20 protein-coding genes are annotated in these 16159 nt (G+C 66.7%); 4 read left to right on the forward strand and 16 right to left on the reverse strand.

Annotated elements, in window-relative coordinates:
* Positions 1-53: 53 nt before the first annotated feature.
* On the reverse strand, positions 54-545 hold the full coding sequence (locus VGC56_RS12525; protein WP_464125302.1) for a hypothetical protein: 492 nt from the start codon (positions 543-545) through the stop codon (positions 54-56).
* A 180-nt stretch (positions 546-725) separates the two neighbouring features.
* On the opposite strand from VGC56_RS12525, the gene VGC56_RS12530 reads away from it, so the two are divergent.
* Positions 726-950, forward strand: coding sequence for a helix-turn-helix domain-containing protein (locus VGC56_RS12530; RefSeq protein WP_464125304.1), 225 nt, complete (start codon positions 726-728; stop codon positions 948-950).
* A 106-nt stretch (positions 951-1056) separates the two neighbouring features.
* On the opposite strand, the gene VGC56_RS12535 is transcribed toward VGC56_RS12530, so the two are convergent.
* The 10 genes from VGC56_RS12535 to VGC56_RS12580 form a co-directional block, all read right to left on the reverse strand.
* A complete protein-coding gene (locus tag VGC56_RS12535; RefSeq protein ID WP_464125305.1) occupies positions 1057-1968 on the reverse strand; it encodes a hypothetical protein in 912 nt (303 codons plus the stop codon).
* A gap of 301 nt (positions 1969-2269) precedes the next feature.
* On the reverse strand, positions 2270-2494 hold the full coding sequence (locus VGC56_RS12540) for a hypothetical protein (protein ID WP_464125306.1): 225 nt from the start codon (positions 2492-2494) through the stop codon (positions 2270-2272).
* A gap of 7 nt (positions 2495-2501) precedes the next feature.
* Positions 2502-2759 (reverse strand): DUF2442 domain-containing protein, encoded by a 258-nt coding sequence (locus tag VGC56_RS12545; protein WP_464125307.1) that lies wholly within the window; start codon positions 2757-2759, stop codon positions 2502-2504.
* Entirely contained in the window at positions 2743-2985 is a 243-nt protein-coding gene (locus VGC56_RS12550) for a DUF4160 domain-containing protein (protein ID WP_464125309.1), read from the reverse strand. Before VGC56_RS12550 ends, VGC56_RS12545 begins: the two co-directional genes overlap by 17 nt.
* Before the next feature lie 87 nt (positions 2986-3072).
* On the reverse strand, positions 3073-4137 hold the full coding sequence (locus VGC56_RS12555) for a ribonucleotide-diphosphate reductase subunit beta (protein WP_464125310.1): 1065 nt from the start codon (positions 4135-4137) through the stop codon (positions 3073-3075).
* A gap of 21 nt (positions 4138-4158) precedes the next feature.
* Positions 4159-4368 (reverse strand): hypothetical protein, encoded by a 210-nt coding sequence (locus tag VGC56_RS12560; protein ID WP_464125311.1) that lies wholly within the window; start codon positions 4366-4368, stop codon positions 4159-4161.
* On the reverse strand, positions 4365-4634 hold the full coding sequence (locus VGC56_RS12565) for a hypothetical protein (protein ID WP_464125312.1): 270 nt from the start codon (positions 4632-4634) through the stop codon (positions 4365-4367). The genes VGC56_RS12560 and VGC56_RS12565 overlap by 4 nt, the downstream gene beginning before the upstream one ends.
* The gene (locus VGC56_RS12570; protein ID WP_464125313.1) at positions 4631-4873 is read right to left on the reverse strand and encodes a hypothetical protein; all 243 of its coding nucleotides are present in this window, start codon (positions 4871-4873) and stop codon (positions 4631-4633) included. The genes VGC56_RS12565 and VGC56_RS12570 overlap by 4 nt, the downstream gene beginning before the upstream one ends.
* On the reverse strand, positions 4870-5049 hold the full coding sequence (locus tag VGC56_RS12575) for a hypothetical protein (RefSeq protein ID WP_464125315.1): 180 nt from the start codon (positions 5047-5049) through the stop codon (positions 4870-4872). The genes VGC56_RS12570 and VGC56_RS12575 overlap by 4 nt, the downstream gene beginning before the upstream one ends.
* Positions 5050-5567: 518 nt before the next feature.
* On the reverse strand, positions 5568-7523 hold the full coding sequence (locus VGC56_RS12580) for a ribonucleoside-diphosphate reductase subunit alpha (RefSeq protein WP_464125316.1): 1956 nt from the start codon (positions 7521-7523) through the stop codon (positions 5568-5570).
* Positions 7524-7848: 325 nt separating this feature from the next.
* Here VGC56_RS12580 and VGC56_RS12585 point away from each other — a divergent pair, with 325 nt between their 5' ends.
* Positions 7849-8496 carry a hypothetical protein gene (locus VGC56_RS12585; protein ID WP_464125317.1) on the forward strand — a complete coding sequence of 216 codons (648 nt, stop codon included), beginning with the start codon at positions 7849-7851 and terminating at the stop codon, positions 8494-8496.
* A gap of 40 nt (positions 8497-8536) precedes the next feature.
* Here the strand turns inward: VGC56_RS12585 and VGC56_RS12590 are convergent, their stop codons facing one another.
* Positions 8537-8794, reverse strand: coding sequence for a hypothetical protein (locus VGC56_RS12590; protein ID WP_464125318.1), 258 nt, complete (start codon positions 8792-8794; stop codon positions 8537-8539).
* Positions 8795-8940: 146 nt separating this feature from the next.
* Between VGC56_RS12590 and VGC56_RS12595 the strand changes: the two genes are divergently transcribed.
* The gene (locus tag VGC56_RS12595; protein WP_464125320.1) at positions 8941-9387 is read left to right on the forward strand and encodes an SMI1/KNR4 family protein; all 447 of its coding nucleotides are present in this window, start codon (positions 8941-8943) and stop codon (positions 9385-9387) included.
* 57 nt (positions 9388-9444) lie between these two features.
* A complete protein-coding gene (locus VGC56_RS12600) occupies positions 9445-9915 on the forward strand; it encodes a GNAT family N-acetyltransferase (RefSeq protein ID WP_464125322.1) in 471 nt (156 codons plus the stop codon).
* Positions 9916-9935: 20 nt separating this feature from the next.
* On the opposite strand, the gene VGC56_RS12605 is transcribed toward VGC56_RS12600, so the two are convergent.
* The 4 genes from VGC56_RS12605 to VGC56_RS12620 are packed head-to-tail and all read right to left on the reverse strand — an operon-like array spanning position 9936 to position 16154.
* Positions 9936-10802: an alpha/beta hydrolase gene (locus VGC56_RS12605; RefSeq protein ID WP_464125324.1), complete on the reverse strand. Its 867-nt coding sequence runs from the start codon at positions 10800-10802 to the stop codon at positions 9936-9938.
* Between the two features lie 53 nt (positions 10803-10855).
* Positions 10856-11521 carry a hypothetical protein gene (locus tag VGC56_RS12610; protein WP_464125326.1) on the reverse strand — a complete coding sequence of 222 codons (666 nt, stop codon included), beginning with the start codon at positions 11519-11521 and terminating at the stop codon, positions 10856-10858.
* Positions 11522-11526: 5 nt separating this feature from the next.
* A complete protein-coding gene (locus tag VGC56_RS12615; RefSeq protein WP_464125327.1) occupies positions 11527-12969 on the reverse strand; it encodes an efflux transporter outer membrane subunit in 1443 nt (480 codons plus the stop codon).
* Positions 12966-16154: an efflux RND transporter permease subunit gene (locus VGC56_RS12620; RefSeq protein WP_464125329.1), complete on the reverse strand. Its 3189-nt coding sequence runs from the start codon at positions 16152-16154 to the stop codon at positions 12966-12968. The genes VGC56_RS12615 and VGC56_RS12620 overlap by 4 nt, the downstream gene beginning before the upstream one ends.
* Between the last annotated feature and the right edge of the window lie 5 nt (positions 16155-16159).

Consider the following 16159-nt stretch of genomic DNA (forward strand, 5'->3'; position numbering starts at 1 on the left):
TACCGGCGGCAACGAACTGCCTTTGCCGCTCGCCACTTATATTTCTCGCGGTGTCAATCCCCCCTACCAGACCCTCCGTGAGTGCGGCGACGTGCTCGGCTCGAGCGAACCACCGAATCCCGAGTAACTCTAACCGCGCGCCGCCAGTCGCCGCGCGTCGCCGGCGAGGACTTCCAGGCAGTCTTCGGCGCCGGGAGCTCCCAGGCCTGGTCGGCGACGGCGAGGTCGAGCTTGAGGGCGAGGGCGGGGAGGTCCGGCGCGGGGAGGCGGAGGAGGCGGCGGAGCGCGGCGAAGCGGCGGTCATCGAGGTCGCCGAAGCGTTGCTCGAGGTCCTCGCAGGCCGGGTAGGCGCGGCGCTCGGGCGGCAGCAGCGCCTCCGCGGCCTTGAACGCCGCCACCCGCGCCTCGGCGCGGCGGTAGGCGGCGAGGGTGCGGTTCCAGCGGCGGCGTAAGGGGACATGTACTTGTACGTGTCCCCGTTCACCACCGGCGTCAGCGGCCGCGGGATCGGAGCCCTGCACGAAAGGGGACACGTACGAGTACATGTCCCCTGGCGCCACGCATGCGCCGACACCCGCGCCTAGCACCGCCCGGCGCGACAGGTTATGCCTCGCAGCAGCCATGCCTGAGGTTCCTTCTTCTCTGGGTCACTGCTAGTGACCGCGAAGCCTGCCGTCAAGGGGGTTGTTGGGGCTGCCGAGGGACTAACGCCGGCGCAGGCCAGGATGGCGCGCGCGGCGCTGCATTGGTCGCTGGATGAGGTGGCGGCGGCGGTTGGCGTGAGCCGTCGAACCATCCTGCGGCTGGAGAATGACCAGCGCGACATCGTGCCGACGAAAGTGGCGGCGATCCGGCGCGGCTATGAAGCACTCGGCCTGCGCTTCCTCGACTCCGGGCTTGACGCGGGCGGCGTCATCCCTGCCCCTTTTCGGGTGCCGCCGCCCGGATAAGCGAATTGACCGAGCGCCTCTCGATAACGGTGAAGGGCCATAACGACGTCTCGCAGCGCCTGGCTCAGCACACCCCCTGGTGCCAAGTGTTCTGCCCCCAACTTTCCTAGCGTCGCTTAAAATGATTACGTAGGTCTGTCAGATACTGTGTCGGCCGCTCTATAGCTGCCTGCTTGCGCTCGAGCACTGCGTTACCAAACTCGAGAAGGCAATTGCCCAAACTGACAGCCGCGGCAGCTGCAGCGGCCGCCGAGAGGGGTGCTCCAGTAGCTGCAAGGGCTATCCCGCCGAGGCTAGTCGTCAGCAGACTTTCCTTTGACAGCGCGACGCCAAGCGATCTGCTAACAGTTCGAAAACCCCAGAGTTTTGCCACACTTTCCTGCTCTTCGACCCGAGCGAGCAGCAAATCCGCGAGGTATTCCTTGTTTTTGCCTACAAGGCTTTCCGAGAAAAACACCCTTAGCTTTCTCAACGCGGCCCGAGACTTCTCATCGCGCCGAAACTCGATGATCTGCTCCCAAGAGACTTGGTCAACATCGACAAGGTTAACGGACGAAAGTGCAGCGAAGACGACGTTTTCGTCGCTATCTGCGTCATCTTCAAAGACGTCCCCTATCCCCTTGATGGGTGAAACCCAGAGCGGGGAATCACGATACCCGGCGCGAAAGATGCACTCGGCCACCCTTTCTGAGGTGCCCAGAATTATCGCATCGTGGTCGTACTTACCAGCAAGTATAGCGCGCAGAGACGCCTCAAGGTCAATCCCCGATCCCGCAGACATCATCTTCATGTTCTGAAGAAATTGGGCGTTCGTAAGAATGCTTTCGCAGTACTCCGGATGACTTTTGGCGTAGCTAAGAGACCTAGATGTAAATGCCGAAGTGAGGTGGGAAAAATATGCTTTGACAGCGCCAATATCATCGCCAACCAGGCTCGAAAGCACATTCTTGCTCAACGCGTCGTCGTCAAATGGTATACAGTTCGGGTCGTGCTCCGCCTTTCCGATCAGGTGAAGCAAGTCGTTAGCCGCATCGAATGGAAAAACTTTATCAAAGTATAGAGACGCCTCTTTAGGCGCTCCAAAGCAGATAACTGTTGAAGGTAGCACCGCGCCTTGGGAGGGCGATCTCTTATTGGCCATAGGCCCGGGTATCCCTAACCGGCCGCCAGGCTCGCGCCTGCGAAGATGTCTTCGCCCGCCTTCGCCGGGGCGTCGGCCGACAAGCCCGCACTCGCATGGTTCGCACCCTTTCGACGGTCGGCTTCGTCAGCCCCTCGACGCCCACGCTCTCCAAATCCTCGCCCTAGTTCCCCCACGCTCACGCCGCCCGCTTCCTCCCCTTGAGCGGGATCACCAGCCGGGCATTCTCGAGCCATTCGTCGGTGAGCTCGGCCGCGGCGTCGGGGTTGCTGGCGATCTGGGCGGCGATATCCTCATCGGTCATCGCATCCAGCGCCGCCAGCCGCTCCGGCGTCATCCAGGCAATCGCTTCGGCGAGCACCTCAGGGGTGACTTTGACGGCATTTTTGGAATTGCCGGTCACGTGGCCCTCACTCCGCCGCTTCCGCGCGGGACCGCGTCATATCGCCCCGCCCCGCGAGCAGCCCCGCAACCGAAATGTCCTCGTCCAGCTCCTCCCAGTGGATGCCGGCGGGGCTTAGGAAGAAGGCCTCGCGCTGCGCGGGGGAGCCGTGGAGCAGGCGGGGGAACCAGACGAGGGGGATGCCGAGGGTGCGGCCGTCTTCCAGGTCGACCCACATCTGGGCGTCGTCGAAGCGGACGGCGGTGGGGCTAGGCGAAAAAGTCATTCCAGGCGTCCTCGAGTTCGGCGCGGCGCTCCTCGACCACTTCCTGCAGGCGCTTGATCGTGCGCGCGTCGAAGTTGCGGTCATAAGCGAGTTCGACTTCGGGAGACAGCCAGAACTTGGCTGTGGCGCCCGCGCGGGAGACATGGATATGCGCCGGCTCGCGCGGATCGCCTTCGTTCGCGAAGAAGTGGAAGCGGTGGCCCTTCCAGCGGAAGACGACTGGCATGCGCGAGCTCCCTTCGGTTCCGGACAGGTCTCGGTTCCGGACAGGCCCCACCCCAACCCCTCCCCTGAAGGGGAGGGGCTTTGTGCATCATTCAGCCGCGACGCCCGCACGGGTGAACATGTCGTCGTCCGGCTTGGCCGGGGCTTCGGGGGTGGACCCGTCGTTCGCCGCCTTCGCAGACTTCCTGCGGTCGAAATTGTCCCACACCTCGCCCCAATTCCCCCTTGTCGCGGCCTTCGAATATTCGGTCGCCCGCGTTTCGAAGAAGTTGGCGTGTTCCACGCCGTTGAGGAGCGGCGCCAGCCACGGCAGGGGGTGGTCGTCGATCATGTAGATGGGCTGGAAGCCCAATTGCCCCAGGCGCCAGTCGGCGATGTAGCGGATGTACTTCTTGATCTCCTTGGGGGTCATGCCGGGGACCGGGCCCATTTCGAAGGCGAGGTCGATGAAGGCGTCCTCGAGGCGGACGGTCTTCTGGCAGACGTCCATAATGTCCTCGCGCACCGCCTTGGTCATGCAGTTCCGCTCCTTCACGAAGGCGTGGAACAGGCGGGTGATGCCCTCGCAATGGAGGCTCTCGTCGCGGACGCTCCACGACACGATCTGGCCCATGCCCTTCATCTTGTTGAAGCGCGGGAAGTTCATCAGCATCGCGAAGCTGGCGAAGAGCTGCAGGCCTTCCGTGAAGCCGCCGAACATGGCGAGGGTGCGGGCGATGTCGGCGTCGTTCTCCACGCCGAAGGTCGAGAGGTAATCGTGCTTGTCCTTCATCTCCTTGTACTGGAGGAAGGCTGAGTACTCGCTCTCGGGCATGCCGATCGTGTCGAGCAAATGGCTGTAGGCGGCGATGTGGACCGTCTCCATGTTGGAGAAGGCGGTCAGCATCATCTTCACTTCGGTCGGCTTGAACACGCGGCCATATTTGTCGTGGTAGCAATCCTGCACCTCGACGTCGGCCTGGGTGAAGAAGCGGAAGATCTGGGTGAGGAGCGAGCGCTCATGCTCGGTCAGCTTCTGCGCCCAGTCGCGGCAATCCTCGCCGAGGGGAACCTCCTCGGGCATCCAGTGGATCTGCTGCTGGCGCTTCCAATATTCGAACGCCCAGGGATATTCGAACGGCTTGTACTGCTTGCGGGCTTCGAGAAGGGGCATGGGGTTTACTCCGGTGTCGGATCAGGTGAGGCGCATGCTGCCGATCGGCAGGAACAGCGCGAGGAGGACGAGAAGGATTGCGGAGGCGATCATCGCCCCGCCGGTGAAGCGGAAGCTGCGGCGGCGGTCCTCATCGACGCCCGCGCCCGCGGCGCGGCGGAGCATGACGAAGCCCATGACCAGGTCGACGAACGCGATGAGCATGAAGATATGCGCGACGGTCAGCGTCATGAGGCATTCCCCGGAAAGAGGAGGCTGAGGGCGAGGATCAGGCCGCAGAGCGCGACGAAGCCGCCGAACAGCAGGAGCAGGGCGGAGAAGATCTGCCAGGCGGTGGAGCGCGCCGGCGGCGGCATCGCCGCGGCGTCCGCCCCCGCCTGAGACGGCGCGGCCGGGCGGCGACGGTTGACGCCGATCCAGCCGAGGCGCGCGAAGCCGAGGCCGCCGGCCACGAGGAAGAGGCTGTCCATCGCCGAACCCACGGTGTCGCCGCTCATCCCTTGAGGCCTCCGAGCAGCCAGTAGGCGAGGAGAACCACCGGCGGGACATAGGCGTAGAAGGGGGCGAGGCGGCGCATGCGGCGGCCCTGCGGCGAATCATACTCGACCGCCTCCGGGCGGAAGCGGGCGCGGTCCTCCGGATAGACGAACAGCCGGCGCGGGCCGGCCATCACGTAGAAGCCGGTCGCCGACATGGCGATGCAGGCGAACAGGAGGAGGGCGCTGCGCTCGCTCACCCGCCGTGCCTGCGGCTCAGGATGAAGAGCAAGACGGCGGCGACGATCACCACGCCGACGAGAATCGCGATCGTGCTGCGGCCGCCGGAGGGGCCGGCCTGGCGGCGGTTGTAGGAGAGGAGGCCGATCACCACCACGAAGGCGGCGAGGATCAGCGTGATGACGGGGCCGGTCATGCCGAAGCTCCGCTGGTAGGCGCCTTCGCGGTCGGGGCTCCCAAGCGGCCTCGTCCGGTGGCGGGCCGGAGGCTCGCGCCCGGCGAAAAGGCGGGGAGGAAAGGCGCGTCACAAGGCGCGGCGGTCGCCGGCGCTTGCCTTCCCTCCCCTGCCAGTTCCCGTGCCGAAGGGAGTAAGGCACGGGTCTCTCCCGCCGCTGATGGACCGTGCGAAGCGGTGCCGCGCACAGTCCCCGCCATGGACGCGGCGGGAGAAATGCTTTTCGATGAAAGTGGTACTTTCATCGAGGTCACTTCCGGTTGGGTGCTTGGGTGAGGACGGAGCCAGCAAGCGAACGAATCTCGTCATGCGTAAGGCTGCCCGGATCCTCCAGAGCACGAGACGCCAAAGTGGCAAGAGGCCGAGAAGAGTGCTCTTCCTGCCCAGTCAGGATAGCTGCTCCGGCTCGAGGAAAAAGTCCCGTATGTCCCAACAATCCCATGATTAGTTCCTTTGGCTAATCCGCTTGGCCGAGACGTTCACTGACACGCCAGACACTCGTCGTAATCGGTGGTGGCGGCGAGCTGGATCTCCTTCAGGTCGATCGTGTTGTCGGCCTCGACGCCGCCCGCGAAGCCGGCGCGCTGCACGGACTTCGAGCGCAAATAATAGAGCGACTTCACGCCCAGCTCCCAAGCGCGGAAGTGGAGCATCAGGAGGTCCCATTTGTCGACGTCGGCGGGGATGAACAGGTTCAGCGACGTCGCCTGGTCGATGTAAGGCGTGCGGTCGGCGGCGAGCTCGATCAGCCAGCGCTGGTCGATCTCGAAGCTGGTCTTGAACACGTCCTTCTCCTCGGCCGTGAGGAAATCGAGGTGCTGGACCGAGCCGCCCTGCTCGAGGATCGTGTTCCACACGGCATCGGAATTCTTCGACTTCTCCTTGAGGAGCTTCTCGAGATACGGGTTCTTGATCGAGAAGGAGCCGGACAGCGTCTTGTGCGTGTAGATGTTGGCCGGGATCGGCTCAATGCAGGCCGAGGTGCCGCCGGCGATGATCGAGATGGAGGCGGTCGGCGCGATCGCCATCTTGCACGAAAAGCGCTCCATCACGCCCATGTCGGCGGCGTCGGGGCACGGCCCGCGCTCGTGCGCCAGCATCATCGAGGCTTCGTCCACCTGGGCGCGGACGTGCTTGAAGATCTTCAAGTTCCACGACTTGGCCATGGCACCCTCGAAGCCGAGGTTGCGGGCCTGCAGGAAGGAGTGGAAGCCCATCACGCCGAGGCCGACCGAACGCTCGCGCATCGCCGAATAAGCGGCGCGCTCCATGCCCGGCTCGGCGCGGTCGATATAATCCTGCAGCACGTTGTCGAGGAAACGCATCACGTCCTCGATGAACATCTTGTCCTTGTTCCACTCGTCCCACGTCTCGAGGTTCAGGGACGACAGGCAGCACACGGCGGTGCGCTCCTGGCCGAGGTGGTCCTTGCCGGTGGGAAGGGTGATCTCGGAGCAGAGGTTCGAGGTCGAGACCTTGAGCCCCAGGTCGCGGTGATGCTTGGGCATCGACCGGTTCACCTGGTCGATGAAGATGATGTAGGGTTCGCCGGTCGCCAGGCGGGTCTCGACCAGCTTCTGGAACAGGGAACGGGCATCGACCGAGCCGCGCTCCGTCTGGTCCTTGGGCGAGCGCAGGATCCACTCGGTCCCGTCGCGCACCGCTTCCATGAACGCGTCGGAGACGAGCACGCCGTGGTGGAGGTTCAAGGCCTTGCGGTTGAAGTCGCCCGAGGGTTTGCGGATCTCGAGGAACTCCTCGATCTCCGGGTGCGAGACGTCGAGATAGACGGCAGCCGACCCGCGGCGGAGCGAGCCTTGCGAGATGGCGAGGGTCAGCGAATCCATCACCCGCACGAACGGGATGATGCCGCTGGTCTTGCCGTTCAAGCCCACCGCTTCGCCGATGCCGCGGACATTGCCCCAATAGGTGCCGATGCCGCCGCCGCGCGAAGCGAGCCAGACATTCTCGTTCCAGGTGTCGACGATGCCGTTCAGGCTGTCCGACACCGAGTTCAGATAGCAGCTGATCGGCAGGCCGCGCCCGGTGCCGCCGTTGGACAGGACGGGCGTCGCCGGCATGAACCACAATTTGGAGATGTAGTCGTAGAGCCGCTGCGCGTGGCCGGCATCGTCGGCATAGGCCGAGGCGACGCGGACGAAGAGGTCCTGATAGGATTCGCCCGGCAGGAGGTAGCGGTCGCGCAGCGTGTCCTTGCCGAATTCGGTGAGCAGCGAATCGCGGCTGTGGTCGACTTCGACATCATAGGCCTGCGCCACGACGGTCTTCGAATCGCGCTTGGCCCCCTTGGCCGGCGGCCCCTTGGCGGGGGACGGAGTCGCGGCCGGGGACGCCTTGGCCTCGGCTGCGCCGGTTGCGATATTGGCCGTGCTCACGTCGCCCGCTCCCATTTCGCTGCTGCCTGACAGGTCCATCGCTCTACCCCTTGTTCACAATCCGTTCCAGCCGGAATTAACCCGACCTTAAGCGCTTTCACGGGGGTGCGGGGCGCTCATTTCGCCTTGTCCCCGATATCCACAGGACATGGCTTCTCCGCCTCCATCCGATATAGGATGCGCAGCGGGCGCTCACAACGTCTAGCGTCACCCCCTTGGCAGCGCCACTAGTGATAGTGCCTGAAGTCGAATCGGCCGCCAAGACGGTAAATCACTTATCCACCATTTTTCGGTGGGCCGAGGAGCCGGGAGAGGTGGACCGAGGGGCGTTGCGGCGGCGGCCGTGTGCCGCCATGCTGGGGCCATGAGCGACGCGTCCCCTTCTCCAAGCGCGGCGCGGCTGCACGCCGCCACGGAGGCGCTCTACGAGGCGTTCGCCGCACCCAGGCCAGCGAAGATCGAAGGCTGTCCGTGCTGCACCGATCCGCGCAATCTCGATGCTCTCCTGGCGACGCCGCTGAGGGCGCTGACGGGCGATCAATTGTCGCGCTACGTGCTCGGGGCTTTCCTCACCGTCGGAGGGAAGGAGGACTTCCGCTACCTCTTGCCCCGCATCTTCGATTTTTCCGCCAACGATCCCGGCCACCTTCACGATCCCGAGACCGTGCTCGGAAAGCTCGCGCTGGCGAACTGGCGGTCGTGGTCGGACACTCGGCAGCGGGCGGTGGAGGCGTTCGTCGACGCCTGGTTCGAAACGGCCCTCGCGCGGGACCTGGAAGAGGCAGCGACGGAAGATAGCTGGAGGCTCGACCAGGCCGAAAGCGTGCTCTGCGGCGGGGCCCGCGCCGGCTTTCCGCTCGAACCGTGGCTTCTGCGCCTGCAGGAACCCGACGCCGCGCCCGTCCTCGAAGACTTGAGGGCCCGGTTTCCGCACGACCTTTCGGCCTTCTGGGAGATGGCGCCGGAGGGTTTGCGGGAACTGTCGATGATCCTCACCGAAGCGCGCGCCTAGCCCGGCGCGGCGCAGCCTCCCCGGGCCGGCCAGACGCGCGTCATTTCACCTCTCTTGCGACCGCGGCGAAAAGGAGTTGCGCTGCCTTAGCGGCTTCGGCGTCGTTCGCCTGGCCAGGCGGATATTGCGCCCGGAGCCAGACCAGCCAGGCGCCGGCCGTTCCCACCCACTGGCCCTGAATTCCGGCGTCCTCGGTATCCCAGAAGGCGACGAACTCGGGCGCCGGGCGCGGCCCCCCGGCCAGCGGCGCCGGATGATCGCCCTTGATCCGCAGGCTCGCCCGGCCGCTCGCGACCAACTGGTCGAAGGCCTTGCGCGCGCTAATCGCGGGCGGGGCGAACCTGCCTTACGCGCTTCGCTGAGGGTCGGGGGCGATCTGATTCGCCGAATAGTCGCCCGCCCCCTCCCGCTCCCGGGGCAACGCGTCTACGCTGCGGGATGAGCATGGGCCGTTTCATCGCGCTGTGGACCCATCGGGATTATCCGCCGGATCCGGTGCGCGCCGAAGCGCTGGATGACGTCGAGCGGCGGCTGGGGATGCGGCTGCCCGGGGACCATCGGCGCGCCATTCTCGATTGTGGCCTGCCGCGGCCGGTCATCGCATTGTGGGACGCGATCATCGAGCGGAACGGGGACTGCCGCACCCTCGGCGATTTCCTCGCACCCGACGAGATCGCCTCCAGCACCGAAGATTGGCGCGAGATGGGGTTGTCGGAGGACCTCGTCGCCTTTGCTTCCGACGGCCGGGGCAATTTATTCTGCTTCCCCTCCCAACCCGTCGAGGGACGGCAGCCGGTCTTCTTCTTCGACCACGACACGGGCGAGGCGAACATCGACGCGCCGTCGTTCGACCGATGGATCGCGCGATATTGCGAGCTTGCACCGCACTGAACGATCGGCAGAGCCCCCCTGGTTTTCCTCGCGGGCCCGGTCGCGTAGACTGCCTCGATGCGTATCCGGCCGTTCCGCGACGACGACGCGCCCATCCTCGCCGAGCTCTTTCATGCAGCCGTCCACGGCGTCGGTGCGCATTATTACAGTGCGGAACAGGTGGCGGCCTGGTCGCCCGCGCCGGCCGATCCGGCCCGTTTCGTGGCGCGTGGGCGGGACGGGCGGACGCTGCTCGTCGCGGTGGACGAGGATGACAGGCCTATCGCCTACGGCGACGTCGAGGGCGACGGCCACGTGGACCACCTTTATTGCGCGCCCGAGCATGCCGGCACCGGGGTCACGGCGGCGCTGTATGCGGCGATCGAGGCGGCGGCACGGGGGCGGGGCGTAGTGTGCCTCACTGTGGAGGCGAGCGAGCCGGCGCGGCGGTTCTTCCTGAAGCAGGGCTTTCGGGAGGTGCACCGGCGCGACTTCGAGATCGGCGGGGTGGCGATCCACAATTACGCGATGGAGAAGCGGCTGGGCTGAGGCTGCGGCGGGTCGGGCCGTCAGCCGCCGGGGCGGGCCGGCGGCAAGGCGTAGAGGGCGCGGATCGCCGCCATGGCCGCCGGGTGGTAGATCGTCGCGTGGGTTTCTCCAGGGAAGGGCGTGTGGCTCCAGGTCAGGCCGCGCGGCGGGGCGGCCCTGAGCGCGGCGAGCAAGCGGTCCATGCCCTGCTGCATTTCGGGGTAGAGACTGCTTTCGTTAGCCATCGCGAGCCACAGGCGCCGGCCCTCCAGACCCCCTTTCGCCAGATCCGCCTCTGCCTCGCGGCTCAGCGCCTGCCGGTTCCACCACAGGCTGGGGCTGATCGCGATATAATCGTCGAACGCGCCGGGCTCCCGCAGCGCCGTCTCGACCACGAACAGCCCGGCGAGGGACTCGCCGATGAGGGCGGTGCGGCCCGCGCCGCCATAATGGGCGGCGACCCAGGGTTTCAGCTCCTCGACGAGGAAGCGACGGTAGGCGGCCGCCCCGCCCGAAGTCGGGGCCGCCTTCAGATCCTCGGGACTGGTCGACGGCGCGGTGAGATCGTGGCGCCGGTCGACGCCTTCGATCCCGATGACGATCATCTCGTCCGTCGTGCCGTAGGCGGCGGAGATGGCGGCGAGGCCGGTGATGTGGTGGAAATCCTCCTCGGCACCGCCGTCGAGCAGGAACAGGATTGGAAAGCGCCGGCCCGCCGCGCCGTAATGCGGTGGGAGGTAGACGTTCACCCGCCGGTTCCCGTGGAGGATCGCAGACGGGACCAGGTAGGAGCGGCCGATGACGATCGGCTCACCTGCCGATGGCGCTGCGGCCGGCGGCGGCGCTTGCGCGGGGAGCAAGAGGGCGATCGCCGCAAGCGCGGCGGCACGCAGAAAGTGCTTCGGCATCAGGCGATGAGACTGGCCGCGGGCTTTGCTGTCAAGGCACCGCTGGGAGCGGTTCACCAGGGATAGTTGCGGAATGCTTCGGTCGGAGGCCCGAGCCGATGGCCGCAGGCGGCAAGCGCCTCGTCGGTCTCGGGCACGGCGCGTTCCGGCGCGCACAGCGGAAGGGCGTCGATCGCGGCGCGGATCAGCAGGTCGGTATAAGCGAGGGTCTCCTTCTGGAGATTGGCCATACAGGGCGTGGCGATGATCCTGTACAGCCGCCCGCCGCTGAGCGCCTCCAAGCTATGCCAGGCGTGGCAATATTGGCCGCGGCGCACGGCCGCCCGATCGCTCCTCCCTTCCGCCTGTGGATCGGCAGGCCTGAAGGCAGCGGGGATGCGTGCGGAGAGGCGATCCCAAAGCGCCGCGGGCACCCGCCGTGATTCGACATGGCCGAGATATTTGAGCGCGATGGCGGCATTGCCCTGGGCGTCGCGTGTCAGCTCCACCGAGGGATAGTCGATGAGGTTCCACGTCGGATCGACGCGCTGGACCTCGATACTCCTGGCGGCAAGAGCCGCGAGCGGCTCGAAGCCGGCCTGCGCCAGCCGCCTCGCCTCCCGCCGGCTTTCATAGGCGGCACGGTCGGCGGCGCTCTGCGGGGAGAGGACGGGATCGGACCGGCACCCGCCGGTGAGCGTCAGGAGCAGGGCCGTTGCCGCCGCCGCCCGCGCGTTCATGGGCCCTATTTCCCGATCAGCGGGAAGTGGGGCTTGTCGGCGGCGATGGTGGCGGTGTCGATCGTCTGGTCGCCGCCCAATGTGCGGTAGAGGTCGGCGAGGTTGGTGGCGCGGGTGAGGCGGGTGCGGACCAGCGATTGCTCGGCGGTGTAGAGAGTGCGCTGGGCGTCCAGGACTTCGAGGAAGCTGGCGATGCCGTTGCGGTAGCGCGCTTCGTTCAGCGCATAGCTGTCGCGGGCTGCGGCGACGAGGCGGGTCTGGGCGGCGAACTGCGCGCCGATCGTGCCGCGGCGGGCGAGCGCGTCGGAGACTTCGCGGAAGGCGGTCTGGATGGTCTGTTCGTAGCGGGCGACGAACAGCTGGCGCTGCGCCTCGGCATATTGGAGGTTGCCGCGATTGGCGCCGGCGTCGAAGATGGGCAGCGAGACGTTGGCGCCGGCCGTGTAGTTGAACGCGCCGCCGGTGAAGAGGGCGCCCAGTGCGTTCGAGGCGAGGCCGAGCAGGCCGGTGAGGCTGATCCGCGGGAAGAAGGCGGCGCGGGCGGCACCGATGCGGGCGTTGGTCGAAATGAGCGAGAATTCCGCCTCGACCACGTCGGGACGGCGCAGGAGGATGCGCGAGTCGAGGCCGGCGGGGACTTCCTTCACCAAAGTATCGACCGCCTCGAGCGAGGGCGGCAGGCTGGTCTCGGCGATCGGCGCGCCGACGAGGAGCTGGAGGGCGTTCCTGTCCTGGGCGACGCGGGTGACCTGGGCGGCGACGTCGCTGCGCGCCTGCTCGAGCACCGTCTGCGCCTGGCGCAGGTCGATGCGGCTGGAGATGCCACCCTGGAGCCGCGCGTTGGTCAGCGTCGTCGCCCGCGCCGCGATGGCCTCGGTCTGCTGCGATATCTTGAGCAGACTCTGGTCGGCCGCGTAGGTGAAGTAAGCGGTGGCGATCTCCCCGACGAGGGTCAGGCGGGTCGCGCGGGCCGCCGCCTCCGTGGCGAAATATTGATTGAGCTGGGCGTTGGTGAGGCTGCGGATGCGGCCGAACAGGTCGAGCTCGAAATTGCTCGCGCCGACATCGGCGGAAAAGCGGGTGTCGGGGCCGCTGTTGCCCGTGCCGGTGACGGTGGCGCCGCCGCCCGCCGTAATGGTGGGGAAGATGTCGGCGCGCTGCACCCGATAGAGGGCGCGGGCCGAGGCGATGTTGGCCGCGGCGATGCGCAGGTCGCGATTGTTGGTCAGCGACAGGTCGATGAGGATCTGGAGCCGCGGGTCCTGGAAGATTTCGCGATAGGTCAGCGTCGGCAGCGCCGCCTCGCTCTGGCGCAGATACGAATTGCCCTGCGGCCAGCTGATCGGAACCGGAGGGTCCGGGCGCTGATATTTGGGCTCCATCGTCTTGCAGCCGGCGAGCGCCGTCATGGCGAGGAACAGGGGGAGGAGGCGGTGGCGGCGGGTCATTCGGCGGGAACCTCATGGCCGGTCAGCGCCGGCCCCGCCTCGCGCTTGCGGCCGCGGTTGAACAGGCGGCGGACGAGGACGAAGAACAGGGGCACGTAGAAGATGGCGAGGATGGTCGCGGCGATCATCCCGCCCATCACCGCCGTGCCGATGGCGACGCGGCTCCTCGCGCCGGCGCCGGTGGCGATGGCGAGCGGGAAGACGCCGGCGATGAAGGCGAGGCTGGTCATCAGGATCGGGCGGAGGCGGAGGCGCGCGCCCTCCACCGCGGCGTCGAAGGCGGATCGCCCCTGCCGCTCCGCCTGCTCGGCGAACTCGACGATCAGGATCGCGTTCTTTGCGGAGAGACCCATGGTGGTGAGCAGGCCGACCTGGAAATAGACATCGTTCTCCAGCCCCCGCAGCGCCACCGCCACCGCCGCGCCGAGGAGCCCGAGCGGAATGACGAGCAGCACCGAGATCGGGATCGACCAGCTTTCGTAGAGCGCGGCGAGGCAGAGGAACACGACGAGCAAAGAGATCGCGTAGAGATAGGGCGCCTGCCCCCCGGAGAGCCGTTCCTGGTAGGAGAGGCCGGACCAGTCGACCGCGACGCCCTGCTCGTTGGCGGCAAGGGCGGCGATCTTGTCCATCGCCTCGCCGGAGCTGTGACCCTCGGCGGGCTGGCCCTGGAATTCATAGGCCGGAACGCCGTTGTAGCGCGACAGGGAGGACGGTGCCTGGCCCCAGGTCGTGGTCGCGAAGGCGGAGAAGGGCGCCATGCTCCCGGTCGAAGAGCGCACGAACCAGTCGCCGAGACTCTCGGGGCGGCTGCGATAGGGGGCGTCGCCCTGGACGTAGACGCGCTTCACCCGGCCGCGGTCGATGAAGTCGTTGACGTAATTGCCGCCCCACGCCGCCGACAGGGTGGAATCGACGTCCGCCTGGCTGAGGCCGAGGGCGCCGATCTTGGCCGCGTCCTCGTTGACCTGGAGGGTCGGATTGTCCTCCAGCGTCGAGAGGCGGACGCCGCTGAGGTTCTTGTCCGCCATGGCGCCGGCGAGGATGCGGTCGCGGGCGGCCTTGAACTGGTCGCGCGGCATGCCGCTGGTGTTCAACAGCTCCATGGTGAAGCCGCTCGACTGGCCGAGGCCGCGCACCGGCGGCGGGTTCAGCGCGTAGAATTGCATGTCGCGGAAGGAGCCGCCGAGCGCGCGGGTGGCGCGGCCGGTAATGCCCTGCGCGCTGTTTTCGGTGCCGTTGCGCTGGTCCCACGGCACGAAGGAGAGGAAGCCGCGGCCGGCATTCTGCCCCGAGCCCGACTGGTTGGCGCCGACCACGGTGAACATCGCGTTGATGTTCTTCTGCTCACGCCCAAGGAAATAATGCTCGATCGCCTGCGCCGCGGCCAGGGTGCGGGCCTGGGTGGCGCCGGGGGCGAGGTTGAACTGGAGCTGCGCGAAGCCCTGGTCCTCGGTCGGCAGGAAGCTGGTCGGCAGGCGGAAGAAGATGACGCCAAGGATCAGCGCCAAGACGACATAGGCGATCATCATCGGCACGCCGCGCGCGATGGTCCAGACGACGCCGTTCTTGTAGCGCTCGCGGCTCCGGTCGAACCAGCGGTTGAACCCGGCGCCGACGCGGCGGCCATAGCCGGCGACGGTCCCTTCCTTCTCCTCCGGCTCGCCCTCGACGCGGTGCTTGGGCGGCTTGAGCAGGGTGGCGGTGATCGCCGGGCTGAGCACCAGGGCGACGACCACCGACAGGATCATCGAGCTGACGATGGTGATCGAGAATTGCCGGTAGATGACGCCGACCGAGCCGCCGAAGAAGGCCATCGGGAGGAACACCGCCGACAGCACCAGGGCGATGGCGATGAGGGCGGTCTGGATCTCGCCCATCGACTTGATCGTCGCCTCGCGCGGCGAGAGCCCCTCCTCCTCCATCACGCGCTCGACATTTTCGACGACGACGATGGCGTCGTCGACGAGCAGGCCGATCGAGAGGACGAGCCCGAACAGGGTCAGCGTGTTGATCGAGAACCCGAAGACGGCGAGGATTCCGAACGTGCCGAGCAGCACCACCGGCACCGCGATCGCCGGCACCAAAGTGGCGCGCCAACTCTGCAGGAACACGAACATGACGATGATGACGAGGACGATGGCGATGAAGAGGGTCTTCACCACCTCCTCGACCGACAGCTTGATGAAGGCGGTGGCGTCGTTCGGGTAGGCGAGCTTGTAGCCCTGCGGGAAGGCGGACGCGCGGCGCTCCACTTCCTGGCGGACCAGCTTGGCGGTCTTGAGCGCGTCGGCGCCCGGCGCGAGCATGATGGCGATGCCGGCACCGGGATGGCCGTTGAGGCGCGACAGGGATCCGTAATTCTCGCTGCCCAGCTCGACCCGGGCGACGTCGCGCAGCAGCACGTTCGAGCCGTCCGGCTGGGTCTTCAGGATGATCTGCTGGAACTGCTCGGCCGTCTGCAGGCGCGAGCGCGCGGTCACCGTGGCGCTCAGCATCTGCTCGGCGGGCGAGGGCTGGCCGCCGATCGAGCCGGCGGCGACCTGCGTGTTCTGCGCCTGGATGGCCTGCGTCACGTCGCGCGGCATCAGCGCATAGCTGGCGAGCTTGTAGGGATCGAGCCAGATGCGCATCGCATACTGGGCGCCGAACACGTTGACGTCCCCGACGCCCTGCACGCGGCCGAGCGGGTCCTGCATGTTCGAGACGAGATAGTCGGAGACGTCGCTCGAGGTGGACTTGTCGGTCTCGTCATAGACCGCCACGACCATCAGGAAGTCCTGGTTGGACTTGGTGACGACGATGCCCTGCTGCTGGACCTGCTGGGGGAGGCGGGGCAGCGCCTGCTGGACCTTGTTCTGGACCTGGACCTGCGCGATGTCCGGATCGACGCCTTTCTGGAAGGTGGCGGTGATGTTGACGCCGCCCGACGCGTTGGAGCTTGCCGAGAAATAGAGCATGCCGCTGATCCCGGTCAGCTGCTGCTCGATCACCTGGGTGACGCTGTTCTCGACCGTCTCGGCACTGGCGCCCGGATAATTGGCGCGGATGTTGACCGACGGCGGCGCGATGTCGGGATATTGCTCGATCGGCAGCGACAATATGCCGCCGATGCCGCCGAGCATGATGACGATCGCGATGACCCACGCGAAGATGGGCCGATCGATGAAGATGCGGGAGATCATTGCCG

It is taken from the genome of Allosphingosinicella sp. (assembly GCF_036403745.1).
Taxonomy (GTDB): Bacteria; Pseudomonadota; Alphaproteobacteria; order Sphingomonadales; family Sphingomonadaceae; genus Allosphingosinicella.

What these genes read in the sequence shown, in the direction of transcription:
- VGC56_RS12605 (WP_464125324.1), bottom strand. Translation starts at nt 10,802, where the DNA reads ATGCCGAAGCACTTTCTGCGTGCCGCCGCGCTTGCGGCGATCGCCCTC.
- VGC56_RS12580 (WP_464125316.1), bottom strand. Translation starts at nt 7,523, where the DNA reads ATGGACCTGTCAGGCAGCAGCGAAATGGGAGCGGGCGACGTGAGCACG.
- VGC56_RS12530 (WP_464125304.1), top strand. Translation starts at nt 726, where the DNA reads ATGGCGCGCGCGGCGCTGCATTGGTCGCTGGATGAGGTGGCGGCGGCG.
- VGC56_RS12610 (WP_464125326.1), bottom strand. Translation starts at nt 11,521, where the DNA reads ATGAACGCGCGGGCGGCGGCGGCAACGGCCCTGCTCCTGACGCTCACC.
- VGC56_RS12600 (WP_464125322.1), top strand. Translation starts at nt 9,445, where the DNA reads ATGCGTATCCGGCCGTTCCGCGACGACGACGCGCCCATCCTCGCCGAG.
- VGC56_RS12620 (WP_464125329.1), bottom strand. Translation starts at nt 16,154, where the DNA reads ATGATCTCCCGCATCTTCATCGATCGGCCCATCTTCGCGTGGGTCATC.
- VGC56_RS12545 (WP_464125307.1), bottom strand. Translation starts at nt 2,759, where the DNA reads ATGACTTTTTCGCCTAGCCCCACCGCCGTCCGCTTCGACGACGCCCAG.
- VGC56_RS12595 (WP_464125320.1), top strand. Translation starts at nt 8,941, where the DNA reads ATGGGCCGTTTCATCGCGCTGTGGACCCATCGGGATTATCCGCCGGAT.
- VGC56_RS12560 (WP_464125311.1), bottom strand. Translation starts at nt 4,368, where the DNA reads ATGACGCTGACCGTCGCGCATATCTTCATGCTCATCGCGTTCGTCGAC.
- VGC56_RS12555 (WP_464125310.1), bottom strand. Translation starts at nt 4,137, where the DNA reads ATGCCCCTTCTCGAAGCCCGCAAGCAGTACAAGCCGTTCGAATATCCC.
- VGC56_RS12575 (WP_464125315.1), bottom strand. Translation starts at nt 5,049, where the DNA reads ATGACCGGCCCCGTCATCACGCTGATCCTCGCCGCCTTCGTGGTGGTG.
- VGC56_RS12615 (WP_464125327.1), bottom strand. Translation starts at nt 12,969, where the DNA reads ATGACCCGCCGCCACCGCCTCCTCCCCCTGTTCCTCGCCATGACGGCG.
- VGC56_RS12525 (WP_464125302.1), bottom strand. Translation starts at nt 545, where the DNA reads ATGTACTCGTACGTGTCCCCTTTCGTGCAGGGCTCCGATCCCGCGGCC.
- VGC56_RS12565 (WP_464125312.1), bottom strand. Translation starts at nt 4,634, where the DNA reads ATGAGCGGCGACACCGTGGGTTCGGCGATGGACAGCCTCTTCCTCGTG.
- VGC56_RS12585 (WP_464125317.1), top strand. Translation starts at nt 7,849, where the DNA reads ATGAGCGACGCGTCCCCTTCTCCAAGCGCGGCGCGGCTGCACGCCGCC.
- VGC56_RS12550 (WP_464125309.1), bottom strand. Translation starts at nt 2,985, where the DNA reads ATGCCAGTCGTCTTCCGCTGGAAGGGCCACCGCTTCCACTTCTTCGCG.